Annotated in this window: 18 protein-coding genes; 2 read left to right on the top strand and 16 right to left on the bottom strand. The window is 55.1% G+C overall.

The genetic code is table 11. The features are described from left to right. Positions 1 to 63 precede the first annotated feature (63 nt). Positions 64 to 507, top strand: coding sequence for a DNA polymerase III subunit chi (locus EKL30_RS12470; protein WP_126707547.1), 444 nt, complete (start codon positions 64 to 66; stop codon positions 505 to 507). A gap of 108 nt (positions 508 to 615) precedes the next feature. After that, entirely contained in the window at positions 616 to 1,323 is a 708-nt protein-coding gene (locus tag EKL30_RS12465) for a Bax inhibitor-1/YccA family protein (RefSeq protein WP_126707546.1), read from the top strand. 30 nt (positions 1,324 to 1,353) lie between these two features. On the opposite strand, the gene rarD is transcribed toward EKL30_RS12465, so the two are convergent. The 16 genes from rarD to fabD all read right to left on the bottom strand — a co-directional run bounded on the left by rarD (position 1,354) and on the right by fabD (position 15,666). Continuing rightward, entirely contained in the window at positions 1,354 to 2,283 is a 930-nt protein-coding gene (rarD, locus tag EKL30_RS12460) for an EamA family transporter RarD (RefSeq protein ID WP_126707640.1), read from the bottom strand. Further along, entirely contained in the window at positions 2,280 to 2,867 is a 588-nt protein-coding gene (locus EKL30_RS12455) for a PIN domain-containing protein (protein ID WP_126707545.1), read from the bottom strand. The genes rarD and EKL30_RS12455 overlap by 4 nt, the downstream gene beginning before the upstream one ends. Further along, positions 2,867 to 3,541 (bottom strand): DNA repair protein RecO, encoded by a 675-nt coding sequence (recO, locus tag EKL30_RS12450; RefSeq protein WP_126707544.1) that lies wholly within the window; start codon positions 3,539 to 3,541, stop codon positions 2,867 to 2,869. Before recO ends, EKL30_RS12455 begins: the two co-directional genes overlap by 1 nt. Beyond that, entirely contained in the window at positions 3,534 to 4,424 is an 891-nt protein-coding gene (gene era / locus EKL30_RS12445) for a GTPase Era (RefSeq protein ID WP_126707543.1), read from the bottom strand. Before era ends, recO begins: the two co-directional genes overlap by 8 nt. Further along, positions 4,421 to 5,179, bottom strand: coding sequence for a ribonuclease III (gene rnc, locus EKL30_RS12440; RefSeq protein ID WP_126707542.1), 759 nt, complete (start codon positions 5,177 to 5,179; stop codon positions 4,421 to 4,423). The genes era and rnc overlap by 4 nt, the downstream gene beginning before the upstream one ends. Continuing rightward, complete coding sequence (gene lepB / locus EKL30_RS12435) at positions 5,179 to 6,066, bottom strand: signal peptidase I (protein WP_126707541.1); 888 nt, start codon at positions 6,064 to 6,066, stop codon at positions 5,179 to 5,181. The genes rnc and lepB overlap by 1 nt, the downstream gene beginning before the upstream one ends. Positions 6,067 to 6,093: 27 nt before the next feature. After that, the gene (gene lepA / locus EKL30_RS12430; RefSeq protein WP_126707540.1) at positions 6,094 to 7,887 is read right to left on the bottom strand and encodes a translation elongation factor 4; all 1,794 of its coding nucleotides are present in this window, start codon (positions 7,885 to 7,887) and stop codon (positions 6,094 to 6,096) included. 118 nt (positions 7,888 to 8,005) lie between these two features. After that, positions 8,006 to 9,496 carry a DegQ family serine endoprotease gene (locus EKL30_RS12425; RefSeq protein ID WP_126707639.1) on the bottom strand — a complete coding sequence of 497 codons (1,491 nt, stop codon included), beginning with the start codon at positions 9,494 to 9,496 and terminating at the stop codon, positions 8,006 to 8,008. Positions 9,497 to 9,526: 30 nt separating this feature from the next. Beyond that, positions 9,527 to 10,576: a MucB/RseB C-terminal domain-containing protein gene (locus tag EKL30_RS12420; RefSeq protein WP_199748555.1), complete on the bottom strand. Its 1,050-nt coding sequence runs from the start codon at positions 10,574 to 10,576 to the stop codon at positions 9,527 to 9,529. Continuing rightward, the gene (locus EKL30_RS12415) at positions 10,576 to 11,079 is read right to left on the bottom strand and encodes an RseA family anti-sigma factor (RefSeq protein WP_126707539.1); all 504 of its coding nucleotides are present in this window, start codon (positions 11,077 to 11,079) and stop codon (positions 10,576 to 10,578) included. The genes EKL30_RS12420 and EKL30_RS12415 overlap by 1 nt, the downstream gene beginning before the upstream one ends. A gap of 12 nt (positions 11,080 to 11,091) precedes the next feature. Continuing rightward, complete coding sequence (rpoE, locus tag EKL30_RS12410) at positions 11,092 to 11,691, bottom strand: RNA polymerase sigma factor RpoE (RefSeq protein WP_126707538.1); 600 nt, start codon at positions 11,689 to 11,691, stop codon at positions 11,092 to 11,094. Further along, on the bottom strand, positions 11,688 to 12,074 hold the full coding sequence (locus EKL30_RS12405; RefSeq protein ID WP_126707537.1) for a hypothetical protein: 387 nt from the start codon (positions 12,072 to 12,074) through the stop codon (positions 11,688 to 11,690). The genes rpoE and EKL30_RS12405 overlap by 4 nt, the downstream gene beginning before the upstream one ends. A 100-nt stretch (positions 12,075 to 12,174) precedes the next feature. Next, positions 12,175 to 13,404, bottom strand: coding sequence for a beta-ketoacyl-ACP synthase II (gene fabF, locus EKL30_RS12400; RefSeq protein ID WP_126707536.1), 1,230 nt, complete (start codon positions 13,402 to 13,404; stop codon positions 12,175 to 12,177). Between the two features lie 154 nt (positions 13,405 to 13,558). Further along, complete coding sequence (gene acpP / locus EKL30_RS12395; protein WP_013742768.1) at positions 13,559 to 13,798, bottom strand: acyl carrier protein; 240 nt, start codon at positions 13,796 to 13,798, stop codon at positions 13,559 to 13,561. Positions 13,799 to 13,985: 187 nt separating this feature from the next. Further along, positions 13,986 to 14,729: a 3-oxoacyl-ACP reductase FabG gene (gene fabG, locus EKL30_RS12390; protein WP_126707535.1), complete on the bottom strand. Its 744-nt coding sequence runs from the start codon at positions 14,727 to 14,729 to the stop codon at positions 13,986 to 13,988. A gap of 4 nt (positions 14,730 to 14,733) precedes the next feature. Continuing rightward, on the bottom strand, positions 14,734 to 15,666 hold the full coding sequence (gene fabD / locus EKL30_RS12385) for an ACP S-malonyltransferase (protein WP_126707534.1): 933 nt from the start codon (positions 15,664 to 15,666) through the stop codon (positions 14,734 to 14,736). Positions 15,667 to 15,674 lie beyond the last annotated feature (8 nt).

Genomic DNA, 15,674 nt, shown 5'->3' with positions numbered 1-15,674 from the left:
GGACTATGCCAGCACCCCGATTGTCGCGTGCCGCAACAGTCCCTGACATGAATGGACTGCCTGATGGCGCGCATTGATTTCGCTTTCGGCGCCACCGATCGTTTACGTATGGCATGCGAGGTCGTTCGCAAACACTATCTCGCCGGTCGCCCTTTGGTCATCTATACTAAAGATACCCAAAGACTGGTTCGCTTTGACCGCCTGTTATGGGGCTTCGAAGCGACCTCTTTCGTGCCGCATGTACTCGCCGACGATCCGCTAGCCGGTCAAACCGCGGTATGGTTGACCTCGGCCGAACCGACACCGCCTGCCGTCGAAAGCGGGCAGTTACAGCCATGGTTGCTCAACCTCGACCTGCAATGCCCGCCGGGTGCGGAGAAGTTCGAACGAATCCTCGAAATCGTCAGCAACCACGATGACGACAAGCAGGCCGCGCGCGAACGCTGGCGGGAATATAAAGAAGCCGGTCATGCTCTGCACGCCCATGACCTGTCGGGGAAAACGTGAGCAATGCTACCCTAATCACCTCTTGCAAATTCAGCTGCTTGTCAGTTAATCTAATCCTACTATGAAGGGCGTTCCCTTTTTGAAAGATTACACACTAAAGGATTTACCATGACCGACTTTCGTCAACCCAGTCTGCCTGACCGTGGCTATCCCACGGCCTCGTCCGAGGTAGTGCGCAACCGCGTCATGCGCAATACTTATTGGCTGCTCGCCCTGTCGATGATCCCCACTGTCTTGGGCGCTTTGGTGGGGCTTAATACCGGGCTCAACCAAGTGATGGGCGCCAGCCCGGGAACCAGCGTTATCGTGTTCCTGATCGGGGCGTTCGGGCTTATGTACCTGATCGAGCGCAACAAAGATAGTTCGTTAGGTGTCGCCCTGCTGCTTGCCTTCACCTTTTTCATGGGCATCATGCTGTCCCGGCTTCTCGGCTTCGTGATGGGCTTCGCCAACGGCTCACAATTGATCATGATGGCGTTTGGTGGTACGGCTGCAGTCTTTGGCACCATGGCCGCAGTGGCCAGTACCAGTAAGCGCGACTTCTCGAACATGCAAAAATTCTTGCTAATCGGGGTTGTCATTCTGATCGTCGCTTCGCTGGCGAACATATTTCTTCAGTTGCCGGCCCTAATGCTAACCATTTCCGTAATGGCTATTGGCATTTTTTCGGCCCTTTTGCTGGTCGACCTGCAGCGAGTCGTCAATGGCGGTGAAACGAACTATGTGTCGGCCACCCTTGCCATCTATCTGGACGTCTACAACATCTTCGCTAATTTGTTGATGTTGCTTGGCATCGTGGGCGGCGACCGCGAGTAAACACCCTATACGCCCGTGTTCGCACGGGCGTCATACCCGGCCGGTGGCTGACGCCTTGGTCGGGTTTTTTTGTGCCAGACGACTCTCGCTGATCCATTTGATAAACCCTTCCCCGACCATCAACAACACGGCAATCCATATAGGAATGTAGGTCAACCAGGCTTTTTCCGGTAAATCTTCGTTCAAGAACAAAAAGGCAACCCAAAACAGGAGCACGGGTTCGACATAACCTAGAAGCCCAAAAAGTCCCAAGGGAAGGAGCCGGCTAGCCGAAATATACGAAATAAGAGCAGCCGAGCTAATTAGCCCAAGCAAAGGTACCAATGCAAACAGTGCAGGATAACGTGAGAATTGGTCCCACACGCTGACTTCCTGCCCTTGCAACAAGAAGAGGGCCGCGGGCAGCATAATCAACATATCGAACCATAGGGCGCTTAGGCTTCCCGTGCGCAATACCCGCCGCAACATGAAATAGGGAGGATATCCCAACATCACGACGGCGGTTACCCAGGAAAAGGAGTCGGCCCTGAAAAGCTCATGGAGCACGCCTATAAAGGCGATCAACACAGCCACCGTTTGTGTTCGCGTCAGGCGTTCTCGATAAAACACCCGGCCAACGACTACCATCATCAGAGGCAGCAGAAAATAGCCTAAAGAGACGTCCAGCGCACGCTGATGCAAAGGTGCCCATACGAACAGAAATAGTTGAACCCCGATCAGGCTTGCGCTGAGCACAAGCATGAAGCACAGGTGGGCGCTGCGGCGCAGCCGACCCATCGTCTGATAGATTTCCCCCCAGCCCCGCGCGCGCGATATCAAGAGCGCCACTGCCGGCAAACCCAGCACAATACGCCATGCGAAAATAGCGGCCCCATCTAAAGGGTGCAGAACAGTCGCGTAGTAATAGAGGACGGCAAACAGTATCGACGACAAGACCGACAGTGCAACGCCCTGCTTCATTGCGGACACGGATATAGCCTGTTCAGGCGGAACAGACGCTCACGCTTGAGTATGGTCTGCACAGGTTCAAGTTCCCTGCCGGGTGCCAGTGCAAATGCCGGTATCTCGGCGAATACGCTGGCCGCAGGTAAAGGAAACTGCTGCCAGCAGCGAACTAAAAAATCGTCGGGATCGAATAGTTCAATCCCATAGCCGCGGAGTTCAGTACGGTTGAAATCCCTGATGTTGCGCGTGATGATACCGGCGCGAATTCCGGCATTATGTGCCTTGGCGGCTCTGGCGGCAGCGATTACGTGCCAGTCTTTCGGATCGCTACGATGCAAGCCGGACTTGAATCCTTCGATCACACCTTGGTCAGCATGCGGAAAATGGTCCTGCAGAGCAAGCCACTGCGCCTGAATTTCCGGCGCGGGCACTCCCCACAGTCGGGAAGCGTTGCGGCGCCACTCGTCGCCTATTACACCGCTCCAGGCGGGCCGAAAACAGGAATGCTCTGCCAAGCGTAATAGCAGCTGGCGCAAAACATTCGATATCAGTACGCAGGTGTCAAGAACCAGGACCTCGGGGAGATCGCGCTTTTCCATCAGTATCGCTGGAGCTCCATCAAGACTTTACGCGTCAACAAGGGTCGGCCCAATTGCTCATTAAGCCTTGTACGCAAGGATATGCGCAATTGGGGCTCGAGCGACGTATCCTGGAAGTCAGGCGGATCTTCACCTGAACCGTAACCCGTCTCGTTCAGCAGAACCCACTCGAATCGCCGCAAGGCACTTGCCGCCGATCGTTGCGGGCGTACCCCTGCCGACTGAGAAGCGGGGTCGTCACCACCCCCGGATGAATCCTCAGTTGCCAGCGCAGTCCCACTGGCAGAATACACTGCTGAGAGCTCTTGTAAGGCGGCGTCGTAGGCGTCGTAAAGGACAGGGTGCGGATCTTCCCGAGGTAACAGCCTGAGCAATAATTCATTCATATACCAGGCTGACATCAATGCGCGCCCGTGTAGCGGTCGGATGCCGGCACACTCTGCTCGCGTCAAAGTCTTCACCTCACCCGCACCGCTCCATGACAGCCCCAGCGGCTGGAAGGTGGACAACACAGGACGCAGCACGGAATAGGGACGCTTAGCGCCTTTAGCCACCAACGCCACGTTACCGTAGGCTCGGGTGAACACTTGTATGATCAGCGAGGTTTCTCGCCAGGCGGCCGAGTGCAACAAATAGCCGACTGCATCCTGAACGCGTTGCGTTCGTCTACTCATATCCTAATTCGCGCAAGGCACTTTCGCGATCGGACCAGCCTTTGCGCACCTTGATATAGACCTCGAGATGCACGGTTTTTTCCAGCAACTTGACCATGTCTTGTCGAGCTTCCGACGCCATGCGCTTCATGTGTGCGCCGCCGGCACCCAACAGTATCGGACGGTGGCTGTCGCGCTCGACCACAATACACGCCGCGACCCGCACACCCTGATCGTTTTCTTCCCATTCCTCGATAACGACAGTGCAGCCATAAGGCAGCTCGTCGCCCACCAAACGGAAGATCTTTTCGCGGATAAGCTCGGCGACTATAAAACGCATGGGACGGTCAGTAAGGGTATCGGCCTCGAACATAGGTTCGCCTTCAGGTAGACCGGCGGCAATCTCGGTTAACAGATTCTCGAGTTGCGTACCGCGCAAGGCGCTGACGGGAACCACGGCGGAATACGGATGCAAGGCCATGATCTTGCTAACGAAGGCAAACATGTCGTTCTTGCTGGTCAGGGCGTCGACCTTGTTTACCACCAGAATCGTCTTTTGACCCGACTTTGGCAGCATAGGCAACAATTGCGCATCCCCGGGCGACCACTTTCCCGCTTCGACCACGTGCACTACGACGTCGACGTCGCTCAATGCCTGCGTGACAACGCGGTTCATCATGCGGTTCATGGCTCCGCCATGGCGCGTTTGAAACCCGGGAGTATCGACAAACACAAATTGTTCATGTTCCCGAGTCAATACGCCGTGAATCCGGTGCCGGGTCGTTTGCGCTTTACGCGAAACGATTGATATTTTGCTGCCTATCAGCGCATTGGCAAGTGTGGACTTGCCCACGTTGGGACGCCCCACGATTGCCACGAAACCACAACGAAATGCATCGGTCATTTGTTCTCCTGGGACACTGCCACAGGCAATGACAACTGTGTTGACTTACGGGCGCGTGCTGTACGAGCCCCTTTGGCGGGTGGCAATGCGGCGATTGCCGCAATGGCGAGCTCGGCAGCCGACTGCTCTGCCGCACGACGGCTGGCTCCAGGCGCGCTGACTTTGATATCCAGCTTGGGAATCTGGCACTCTACTTCAAATAACTGATTATGCGCCGCACCGTGCGTGGCGACAACTGTGTACGCCGGCAAATCGAGCTTGCGCGCCTGCAATAATTCCTGCAGTAACGTCTTGGGGTCTTTGCCCAGTGTTTTGGGATCGACATGAACCAACACCGGCTCGTACTGACGCGCAATCACTTTCTGTGCGGCGTCGAAGCCACCATCCAGAAAGACGGCGCCGAAAACGGCTTCCAAGGCGTCTGCCAAAATCGAGGGGCGCCGAAATCCACCGCTTTTAAGTTCGCCCTCGCCAAGGCGCAAATACTGCGACAGCGTCAAACGCGTAGCGATATCGGCCAGCGAGGCCTGTTTGACGAGATTGGCGCGCAAGCGCGATAGATCTCCTTCGTCGATCCGGGGAAACCGTTTGAACAACAGGGCTGCAACCACGAAATTAAGCACCGAATCGCCCAGGAATTCAAGACGTTCGTTATGGTGCGAGCTGTGGCTGCGATGGGTCAACGCTTGATCGAGCAGAGTCGCATCAGCAAAATGATAGTCCAGCGCCTGTTCCAGCGAAGTGACACTCGGCATTATTGAAACCGGCCTATACGGCTTGGCTCGTTAAAATTCATCCAGATGAAAAAAGCGCGGCCGACGATGTATTTGTCGGGAACAAACCCCCAGTAACGGCTATCCAGGCTATTGTCGCGATTATCGCCCATCATGAAGTAATGGCCAGCCGGTACGGTGCAACGAACCCCGTTACCCAAATATTCGCAGTTATCGCGATAGGGAAAATCGGAGATCGCCATCAGATCTTGGCCTGCCTGCTTGTTAAGCAGGATTTTGTGCTTCGCGGGACCTAACTGCTCGGTATAGCGCCCTACATACTGCGATCGATCAGGTTCAAAAAAATCACCGTCGCGCATGGTAGGGACTTCTTGGCCGTTTATCGACAATACCTTGTTTTGGTAGTCCACCACATCGCCGGGAACGCCAACCACGCGCTTAATATAGTCTACGTCAGGATCCACGGGATAGCGAAAAACCATCACATCGCCACGCTCGGGAACGCCGAGATCGATAATCTTTTTGTCGATAACCGGCAGACGAATCCCGTACTCAAATTTATTCACCAGGATTAGATCGCCATCCTTTAAGGTTGGCAGCATGGATCCGGAAGGAATGCGAAAGGGTTCGACGACAAACGCCCGCAAGGCAAATACGAACAGAATTACGGGAAAGAAACTGACGCAGTATTCCACCCACCAGGGTGGTCTATTGGCTTTATCGTAGGCGTCCTGACGAATTCGCAGTGCTTCGGCCTTATCCAGCCCGGCTACGGAAGGCGCAGTAGCCGACATGGCGGCAACCGCCCCGGCTCGCCGCCGTGCGCGCAGATAAAAAAAATCGAGACACCAGACAATACCAGTTACGACCAGCAACGAAAACAAGACCAGGGCAAAATCCCAACTCATACCAGACACACCTTGTTATATACCAAGTTATTTATCCTCGACCTGCAATATTGCCAGGAATGCCTCTTGAGGAATCTCGACGTTACCGACCTGTTTCATCCGCTTCTTGCCGGCTTTTTGCTTCTCGAGCAATTTCTTTTTGCGAGAAATGTCGCCGCCATAGCATTTTGCCAATACGTTTTTGCGCAAGGCCTTGACGTTTTCACGGGCAATGACTTCGGCACCGATAGCCGCCTGAATGGCGATGTCGAACATCTGCCGCGGAATCAGCGAACGCATTTTCGAAACGACTTCACGGCCGCGGTAGCGGGCATTGGAACGATGAACCATCATTGACAGGGCATCGACCCGATCGCTATTGATCACCAAATCGACGCGCACCACGTCGGCGGGGCGATACTCTTTGAACTCGTAGTCCATTGACGCATAACCGCGTGAGACCGATTTGAGCTTATCGAAGAAGTCGAGCACGATCTCGGCCAGAGGCATTTCGTACATCAGGTGGACCTGGCGGCCATGGTAGGTCATGTTGAGCTGCACCCCGCGCTTGACCATGCACAAGGACATGACCGGCCCGACATATTCCTGGGGCATAAACAACGTTACCGTAACGACGGGTTCCCGAATCTCGATAATGTCGCCGACTTCCGGCATGCGCGACGGGCTTTCAATCGAGAGCATTGAGCCGTCACGAGTCTGGACTTCGTACACCACGGTAGGCGCCGTAGTGATGATGTCCATATCGAATTCGCGCTCGAGGCGTTCCTGCACGATTTCCATATGCAGAAGGCCAAGGAATCCACAGCGAAATCCGAACCCCAGGGCCTGCGAGACTTCAGGCTCGAACATTAGCGACGAATCGTTCAATTTCAGTTTCTCGAGTGAATCGCGTAACTGATCATATTCGCTGCTTTCCACCGGATACAAGCCGGCAAAAACCTGAGGCTTGACTTCTTTGAAGCCGGGCAAGGCCGACGAAGCCGGTTTACCGGCCAGAGTGATCGTATCGCCCACTTTGGCATGTTCGAGTTCTTTAATCCCGGCAATGACAAAACCCACTTCACCGGCTGATAGTTCTTTGCGTGGCTCGGATTTGGGGGTAAATACACCCAGATGCTCACAAAGGTGAGTTTTCCCGGCGGCCATCAACAGCATCTTGTCTTTGGGTTTAAGCACACCATTAACGATGCGGACCAGCATGACGACGCCCACGTAATTATCGAACCACGAATCGATGATCAATGCTTGCAGAGGCTTAGCGGGGTCACCAACCGGAGGCGGGATCTTGGCTACGATGGTTTCGAGGATATCGTCTATGCCGACACCGGTTTTGGCGCTGCACAAGATGGCGTCTGTGGCGTCAATCCCGATAACGTCTTCAATTTCCTGACGCGCGCCTTCAGGATCGGCAGATGGCAAGTCCATTTTGTTGAGGACCGGCACGACTTCAACACCAAGCTCAATGGCGGTATAGCAGTTAGCGACGGTCTGTGCCTCGACACCCTGAGTTGCGTCAACGACCAGCAGCGCACCTTCGCACGCGGACAGCGAACGACTTACCTCGTAGGAAAAGTCGACGTGCCCCGGTGTGTCGATTAGATTGAAAGCATAGACCTTGCCGTCTTTGGCCTTATAGCTTAGCGCTGCAGTCTGGGCCTTGATGGTAATGCCGCGTTCGCGTTCGATGTCCATCGAGTCCAGGACCTGCGAAGACATTTCACGATCGGCTAATCCTCCGCAACGATGAATCAGGCGATCGGCAAGAGTGGACTTGCCATGGTCGATATGAGCAATGATGGAAAAGTTGCGGATGTGATCCATAAGCCGGAAAGAAGAAGCCCATCAAACTACATGAGCGGATATTAAAGGGAGCAAGAGAAAGGGACGCGCCGAGGGCGCGCCCCTTTTGCTATCCAGACATTTTAGCTGTTTCTACGGATTATTTTCCGGGAGTCACGGTTACCCACTGAGATTGATCGCCACGCATTACCAGAAGAGCGGCCGCACGCGATTTGTCCAGCCCCGCAACAAGCTTCGCATAGTGGCTGGGACCGGTCACGTCCGTATCGTTAACAGTAAGGATAATGTCCCCTGGAGCCAGTCCTGCTGTCGCTGCTGGATCCTCGACTTCAGCGACCTGCACGCCGCCACTGATTTTCAGCTTGCTGCGAACTGCAGCAGGAACTTCGATGACCCTTAAGCCAAGAGCATCGGCAGGCGATGCCGCAGGCGCTTCAGGTTGAGGAGTTCCAGTTTCGTTCTCGGCAGCAGGCATTTCGCCGACCTTCACCTGCAGTGTTACGGTCTTGCCTTTACGCCAGACTTCCATGGGCACCCGTTTACCCGGCTTGGTAGAGCCAACGATACGAGGAAGATCCGTCATGTGGGTAATCGTCTTGCCGTCGAACTTGGTGATGACGTCGCCTGAACGTATTCCTGCTTCGTCCGCGGGACCGCCCTGCTCGACATTACTGACCATGGCGCCTTCGGCTTTAGACAGACCGATCGCTTTGCCCACTTCATCAGACACAGGCCCGATCTGTACACCGACTCGGCCACGAGTCACCTTGCCGTGCGCTTTTAACTGCTCTACCACGCGCATCACTTCATCGATAGGAATGGCCAGGGAAATACCCATGAACCCGCCACTTTGCGAAATGATCTGAGAATTGACTCCGACAACCTGCCCTGCAAGATCAATGAGCGGACCGCCTGAATTACCGGGATTAACCGCCACGTCCGTCTGAATGAAAGGCAGGTAGTCGCCGGTATCCCTGTTGATGGCGCTGACGATACCCGAGGTTACGGTCGAATCCAGACCGAAAGGCGAGCCAATCGCCAGTACCCACTGCCCTTTCTTGAGTTTGTTGGAATCACCGATGGGCAAAGGAGGTAAATCCGTGGCGTCGACCTTCAGGAGAGCCACATCGGTGCGAGCATCGGATCCGATAATCTTGGCTTTGTATTCTTTGCCCGAGGTCATAGTGACGAAGATGCCGTTAGACTTTGCGACAACGTGATTATTCGTCAGGATGTAGCCGTCTTTCGAGATAATGAAACCAGAGCCGACTCCCCGGGGCACGGTCCGCTCTTTATCTTGCGGCGTAGGGGTATTGCGCTGCCGGGGTCCCGGCACGCCGGGCGGCACAAAATCAGGCCCGAAAAACCATCGGAACATATCGTAAGGGTCGTTTCCGCCGGGGCCCAGGGACGGGTTGCGCACTGGCACAGATTCGGTTGTTCTAATATTAACGACCGATCCTTCGGCCTTAGCCACGGCTGCCGTAAAGTCGGGCACTGTCAACGTCGGTACAGCAGCCGTCTGCGCGCTTACTACACCACCTAGCGTGGAAAAAGCGAGCATCAGGCTCGCCGATGCACACACTACCATCCGTTTAATTTTGCTATTGCCTGCCTGAGTCGAAAGCATCATGAAACTCCTAGGTTGAAATTAAAACTATTATTTATGCACGGCCATGGGCACGTATTCGGTACGTTCGGCGATATCACGCAAGGTTTCTGCGGGAACCTCGCCCAGTGCCGTTAACCAATAGTTGCCGATACGCGTCCGGAAAACGTTCATGGCGCCGTTGCGGATGGCCCCTTTTGCTAGCGGGCTATCAGTGGCACCGTCGAAGGGTTCGATGAATACGGATATAGCCGCCATTCCATCGGACATCACTAGCTGATTGACTTTTTTGCCCGTTGCCATGGGGCGGGATACCTGGGTAAGCGCCTGAAACCCGGTGGGGAAAGGGATTCGCCACCCCTCTTTGGGCAAATCTACGGAGGTCATGGACGTTTCCAGAACCTTCCAGCCTTGCGTATTCCAACTGGATGCGAGCTCGTCCGGCGCCACCTTGGAACCTACCTGCAGACTATTGAAAGCAATTTGATCGATCACCGCCTGTGCGCTGTCCAGCGTCTGTGCTTTAAGCAGTAAATTGGTCTTCGTGTCAGTACAGATTCGGTACCCATATCGCTGGCCATCTTTAGGTATCAATTCAATAATCGTACACTCACGCCCGGCAATTCGGCTGGTCGAGCCGCCCGTCTTAATAGTGTAATTCGAGGGGATATTCTTTGCGTCTCCGATCAGCATGGCGGGAAACCGGTCGCCGCGCCTGCGCTCGAGGATAATAAGTTTCTTTTGCGGAATAAGGCAATGGGTAACGTCGTTGTGCCTGATATATTCGCGCGGAGGGCCGTCGAGCATTTCGATGCGCTCGCGCTCGCCTGTACCATCGACGATATGTACTACACGCGACGAGACCATTGTTGCGCCTTGCTGGTAGGTATAGACACCCGAGTAATCAAGTCCCCGTGCTGCTTCCTGGACTTTACGCAGTAGAACCACACCGGGGTCGGTGCCCGCAGGCGACGCTGAAGCGGCCAAGACGGGATTCGCGACCGCGCAAAACGCAGTGATCAGCAGTATGCGATGCATCCAGGTCAAGTCGACTCGTTTTGAGCGGCGATGAAAAGCTGTTGCCTGACTAGCCACTGCCATTACCTGGACACCCCCGAATCAAATGACACTTGGCGCACTGCGCTTGACCCAGATATTTCGCGGTGCGCGTCCAGGTAGTCGCGCAGCGCTGGATCGTCGTTAGCCGTAGCCAGAACTTGTACCGATGCGCGACCCGTCGCGTCCTGACCGGCAAAATAAGGCAGAGCAATCCAAACCACCGTTACCACGGCCGCAGCGATTACCAGACCGGACAGCCCGACTCGCATGGCACTGTGGTTATGCAAATTTCGCGGTGCCACAATCGATGGCTCGGCATCGATTGCCTTGGAAATCCGTGCATAAAAGAAGTCGGACGGCTTAATGGCCAGTTCGGGGTTTCGCAGCACGTCACCGATAAGATGATAACTGTCCCACACCTGTCGACCATACGGGTTGTCCAAGTCTTCAGGACGAATCTCGCCTTCTCCGTCTATCCAAGTGGATACGGAGGCTTCCCACGAAGCCTCTTCGTGGGCATGCCTGGCTTGATTGGCAGCTTGCATTTTCAAAACTCCTTACCAGCGACGTTCGGGATCATTTCCCAGTACAGGCCGCAACTGTGCCGCAATCGCTTCACGGGCACGGAAAATACGCGAGCGGACGGTGCCAATCGGACACCCCATGCTCTGGGCGATATCTTCGTAGCTCATACCTTCGATTTCACGCAGGACGATGGCGGTGCGCAGATCCTCGGGCAACGTATGGATAGCGGCGTTTACGGTTTCGACGATCTGCCGGCTGGCCAATAGCGATTCTGGGGTACTAATGTCTGTTAGGTTATCAATCGGGCTAAAAGTTTCACCATCTTCCGTTTCAATTGCATTGGGAGTGCTGGGACGACGTCCGTTCGCCACTTGCCAGTTACGTGCTGTATTGATGGCGATACGATAAAGCCAGGTATAAAATGCGCTCTCCCCGCGAAATTGCGGGAGTGCCCGGTAAGCCTTGATAAAAGCCTCTTGTGCAACGTCTTCGACTTCAGATGGATCACGCACCATGCGGGATAACAGACGCATGATCTTGCGCTGATATTTCAAAACCAGCAGATCGAAAGCGCGTTTATCGCCCCGCTGAACGCGGGCGACCAGTTCGGCGTCGACATCGCGTTCGCTCATGCTGTTCCCTTCTGGAGGATACGTCCGGGTATGACTATCTGGCCTGCGACATGCACGCAGAGTGCACACCATTGCGACCGCGACATGCTGGCTCTCCAGACGACAAGCTCAAGCGGCGCACTTGAGTGGCTGGAATCGACATCGTCGAATTGAAGCGTTATCCATGCGAACGCAGGCCAGGCATGAGTAAGACGCATAGTTTTTTTGGTCCCTGATAGCGCGACCTCCCATAAGCCGCTATCGCGCAGAGACAGTGTACCCGCAAGAGAACGAAAATGGGTCATCCGGTAGACGACCCACCATGCCGCAAGGACGGCAATCAGACAGGCTCCGCCGGTTAATTCAAAGCCCCCTGACACCAACAACAGCGCTGCATAAAGCATGCTGAACACGCCACCGCAACACAACACCATGCCCAGCACAGTAGCCCAGCGAGGACGCCGGACTGTCCATTGCCCGATCAGTGCCGAGGGGCGCCCCAGCTTAGAGCCTCCGCACTATCATGGACCCATTGGTGCCGCCGAAACCGAAAGAATTCGATAAGGCAACATCGATCTTCAAATCACGCGCCTGGTTGGCGCAATAGTCGAGATCGCACTCGGGATCCTGATTGAAGATGTTTATGGTCGGTGGAGAGATCTGGTGATAGACCGCCAGAGTCGTAAATACCGCCTCTATGCCACCCGCCGCCCCAAGAAGGTGGCCGGTCATCGATTTGGTGGAATTTACAACCAGTTTCTTGGCATGATCGCCAAAAGCCAGCTTGAGCGCTTCGGTTTCATTCTTGTCACCTAACGGTGTCGAGGTGCCGTGAGCGTTGACGTAACTGATTTCATCCGCGTTGATCCCCCCGTTGCGCAATGCATTGACAACTCCGCGTCGTGGGCCATCACGATCGGGCGATGTAATGTGGTACGCATCGGAGCTCATGCCGTAACCGGCAAATTCGCCATAGATGCGAGCGCCTCGGCTGCGGGCGTGCTCGTATTCTTCGAGCACCAATGCCCCAGCACCTTCGCCCAGCACAAAACCGTCGCGGTCGCGATCCCAAGGGCGTGAAGCCGTCGTGGGATCATCGTTGCGAGTCGATAAGGCACGCATTGCGGCGAACCCGCCGATGCCCAGTGGCGAGACCGTCGATTCGGCGCCTCCGGCGACCATTACATCGGCGTCGCCATACTCGATCAGACGCGCGGCGTCGCCTATGGAATGCAAACCGGTAGTGCAGGCAGAAACGACCGCATAGCTAGGACCCTTGAGTCCCAACATGATCGAGAGTTGCCCTGAGATCAAATTAATTAGCGAGGCCGGCACAAAAAACGGAGATATTCGACGCGCACCGCGTTCAAGATATTCAATTTGCTGTTCTTCGATACGAGGCAATCCGCCTATACCCGACCCAATAATGGTGCCAATACGCTCGGCGTTCGCTTCGGTGACTTCAAGACCTGAATCGCGCCATGCCTGGGCACCGGCAGCAACACCGTAATGGATAAACGTATCCATTTGCTTGGATTCCTTCGATGTCATGTACTGCGTGACGTCGAAATCCTTGACCTCACCCGCTATCTGGGCGTTAAACGTCGACGGGTCAAAGCGCGAAATGCGCCCTATTCCCGACCGCCCATTAACGATATTGTCCCATGCGCTATCGATATCGTTGCCCACTGGCGAAACAATACCAAGACCGGTAATGACGACACGTCGTTTCACGGATGACTCCTAAAAATAGAAAAGCGGCTTAAAGTGGACAGTCACGCTGAAATGCCAAACCATGAAACGATTCGGACACACAGCGGGACTACCCCCTAGAAACCGCCTTGAGGTGTAGTTCGGGCAAAACCGAAACACACCCTGAATGTTGAAATTACTGTTTGCTGTGCGACGAGATATAGTCAACAGCTTGCTGAACCGTCGTGATTTTCTCGGCTTCTTCGTCCGGAATTTCGGTTTCGAATTCGTCTTCGAGTGCCATCACGAGCTCGACCATATCGAGCGAATCGGCACCGAGGTCGTCAAGGAAGGAAGATTCGTTTTTAATCTCGGCTTCGTTAACGCCAAGTTGTTCAGCGACGATCTTCTTGACGCGCTGTTCGATGCTTTCCATGCAGATCTCCAAGTTGGGAAAATTCCCGCGAATTATAGCCAAACAAAAAAAAATAGGTGCTGGCTATGATAAAAAAAACGGCATTGCCGGATATAAATGACATTTTGTTCGTCGGATCGAAATGTCTATACGGAACACCTCTGAGATAAACAGATTTTACCCTACGAGAGTTTCGTCTGTTCGTATATTACATGTACATGCCGCCGTTCACATGCAGGGTTGTACCTGTGATGTAGCCTGCCTGTGGACTTGCAAGAAACGATACAGCGTTAGCGATATCGGATGCCTCCCCCAAACGGCCCAGCGGAATTTGCGTAAGAATGGCAGCGGTCTGGGCCTCGTTAAGGGCCCTCGTCATGTCGGTATCGACAAAACCCGGCGCGACGCAATTTACGGTGATATTGCGGCTGCCGAGTTCCCGTGCCAGGGCGCGTGCCATGCCGGCCACACCGGCCTTGGCCGCCGCATAGTTAGCCTGACCCGGATTGCCACTGGAGCCAATCACCGACGTTATGTTGATGATGCGACCCCAACGGGCCTTCATCATGTGCCGGGTGACGGCGCGCGACAGACGAAAAACGGCGGTCAAATTCGTGTCGATGACAGCATCCCAGTCATCGTCTTTCATGCGCATCGCGAGATTGTCGCGGGTGATGCCAGCATTGTTAACCAATATATGCGGACCACCACCTTCCTTGGCCAATTCAGCCACCAGGCTTTCGCAAGCAGCAGCATCGTCGACATTCAGGACCACACCGCGTCCCCCCGCGGAGGCCAACATATCAGTAATTTGCTGAGCGCCCGTCTCGGAGGTCGAGGTGCCCACTACGCTGGCGCCACGTGCGGCAAGCTCCAGCGCAATGGCCTTACCTATTCCGCGGGTCGCTCCGGTGACGAGCGCAAGCTTGCCTTCGAGTTGTTTATCCTGCATAGCTTTATCCCTGTAGAGTATCCAGCGCGAGCTGTAATGAAGCCGGATCGGTAATAGCCAGACCGACCAGATCGCGATCAATTCGTTTGGTCAACCCATTAAGCACCTTGCCGGGCCCGCATTCGACCACATGTGTGATGCCTTGCGCCTTCATTGCCTGTATTGTTTCCACCCATCGCACCGCGTGCCACGCTTGGCGCACCAAAGCATCTTTGATGGCCGCGGGTTCGCCAGGGCTACTGACATCGACATTATTGATCAGCGGAATACTGGGGCTACCCAGGGAAACATTTGCCAGGGTCTGTTCGAGCACGGCAGCGGCAGGTTTCAGTAAGCTGGAGTGAAACGGAGCGGAAACGGGCAGCATGAGCGCACGCTTCGCACCCGCCGCCTTGGCGAGTTCACAGGCGCGTTCGACAGCGACCTTGTGCCCCGCAATAACGACCTGCGCCGGCGCATTGAAATTTACCGCTTCAACGATGTCTTCGAGACTCGCTTCCGCGCAAATCGAGCGAACAATATCGTCGTCCAGGCCCAAAATGGCCGCCATACCGCCGGTCCCGACTGGCACGGCTGCCTGCATTGCGTCGGCGCGGACTCGAACGATGCGCACGGCATCATGCAGGCTCAAAGCGCCGGCGGCCGTCAGGGCGGAATACTCGCCCAAACTATGGCCCGCCATAACTAGCGGTGGCAATCCGCCGGCCTCCTGCCAAGCGCGATAAATAGCCACTGCGGCCGTCAACATAACAGGCTGGGTATTGGTCGTAAGATTAAGTTCTTCGGTGGGCCCGTTGGCGATAAGATCGGCGAGATCCTGCCCGAGCGCGTCAGAGGCCTGGGTAAGGGTGTTCTTGACGGCAGCATTGTCGGACCATGCGTCGAGCATACCGACCGACTGCGAGCCCTGCCCAGGGAAGACGAAAGCAATTTTCATAGATGTGG

This window comes from Candidimonas sp. SYP-B2681 (genome assembly GCF_003971065.1).
GTDB lineage: Bacteria > Pseudomonadota > Gammaproteobacteria > Burkholderiales > Burkholderiaceae_B > Pollutimonas.
Note: the sequence above shows the minus strand (reverse complement) of the source record. Positions and strands in the feature narration are given on the sequence as shown.

What these genes read in the sequence shown, in the direction of transcription:
- EKL30_RS12455 (WP_126707545.1), bottom strand. Translation starts at nt 2,867, where the DNA reads ATGGAAAAGCGCGATCTCCCCGAGGTCCTGGTTCTTGACACCTGCGTA.
- rnc (WP_126707542.1), bottom strand. Translation starts at nt 5,179, where the DNA reads ATGCCGAGTGTCACTTCGCTGGAACAGGCGCTGGACTATCATTTTGCT.
- EKL30_RS12465 (WP_126707546.1), top strand. Translation starts at nt 616, where the DNA reads ATGACCGACTTTCGTCAACCCAGTCTGCCTGACCGTGGCTATCCCACG.
- lepB (WP_126707541.1), bottom strand. Translation starts at nt 6,066, where the DNA reads ATGAGTTGGGATTTTGCCCTGGTCTTGTTTTCGTTGCTGGTCGTAACT.
- era (WP_126707543.1), bottom strand. Translation starts at nt 4,424, where the DNA reads ATGACCGATGCATTTCGTTGTGGTTTCGTGGCAATCGTGGGGCGTCCC.
- EKL30_RS12415 (WP_126707539.1), bottom strand. Translation starts at nt 11,079, where the DNA reads ATGCAAGCTGCCAATCAAGCCAGGCATGCCCACGAAGAGGCTTCGTGG.
- fabD (WP_126707534.1), bottom strand. Translation starts at nt 15,666, where the DNA reads ATGAAAATTGCTTTCGTCTTCCCTGGGCAGGGCTCGCAGTCGGTCGGT.
- EKL30_RS12405 (WP_126707537.1), bottom strand. Translation starts at nt 12,074, where the DNA reads ATGCTTTATGCAGCGCTGTTGTTGGTGTCAGGGGGCTTTGAATTAACC.
- lepA (WP_126707540.1), bottom strand. Translation starts at nt 7,887, where the DNA reads ATGGATCACATCCGCAACTTTTCCATCATTGCTCATATCGACCATGGC.
- EKL30_RS12425 (WP_126707639.1), bottom strand. Translation starts at nt 9,496, where the DNA reads ATGCTTTCGACTCAGGCAGGCAATAGCAAAATTAAACGGATGGTAGTG.
- recO (WP_126707544.1), bottom strand. Translation starts at nt 3,541, where the DNA reads ATGAGTAGACGAACGCAACGCGTTCAGGATGCAGTCGGCTATTTGTTG.
- rpoE (WP_126707538.1), bottom strand. Translation starts at nt 11,691, where the DNA reads ATGAGCGAACGCGATGTCGACGCCGAACTGGTCGCCCGCGTTCAGCGG.
- fabG (WP_126707535.1), bottom strand. Translation starts at nt 14,729, where the DNA reads ATGCAGGATAAACAACTCGAAGGCAAGCTTGCGCTCGTCACCGGAGCG.
- EKL30_RS12420 (WP_199748555.1), bottom strand. Translation starts at nt 10,576, where the DNA reads ATGGCAGTGGCTAGTCAGGCAACAGCTTTTCATCGCCGCTCAAAACGA.
- acpP (WP_013742768.1), bottom strand. Translation starts at nt 13,798, where the DNA reads ATGGAAAGCATCGAACAGCGCGTCAAGAAGATCGTCGCTGAACAACTT.
- rarD (WP_126707640.1), bottom strand. Translation starts at nt 2,283, where the DNA reads ATGAAGCAGGGCGTTGCACTGTCGGTCTTGTCGTCGATACTGTTTGCC.
- EKL30_RS12470 (WP_126707547.1), top strand. Translation starts at nt 64, where the DNA reads ATGGCGCGCATTGATTTCGCTTTCGGCGCCACCGATCGTTTACGTATG.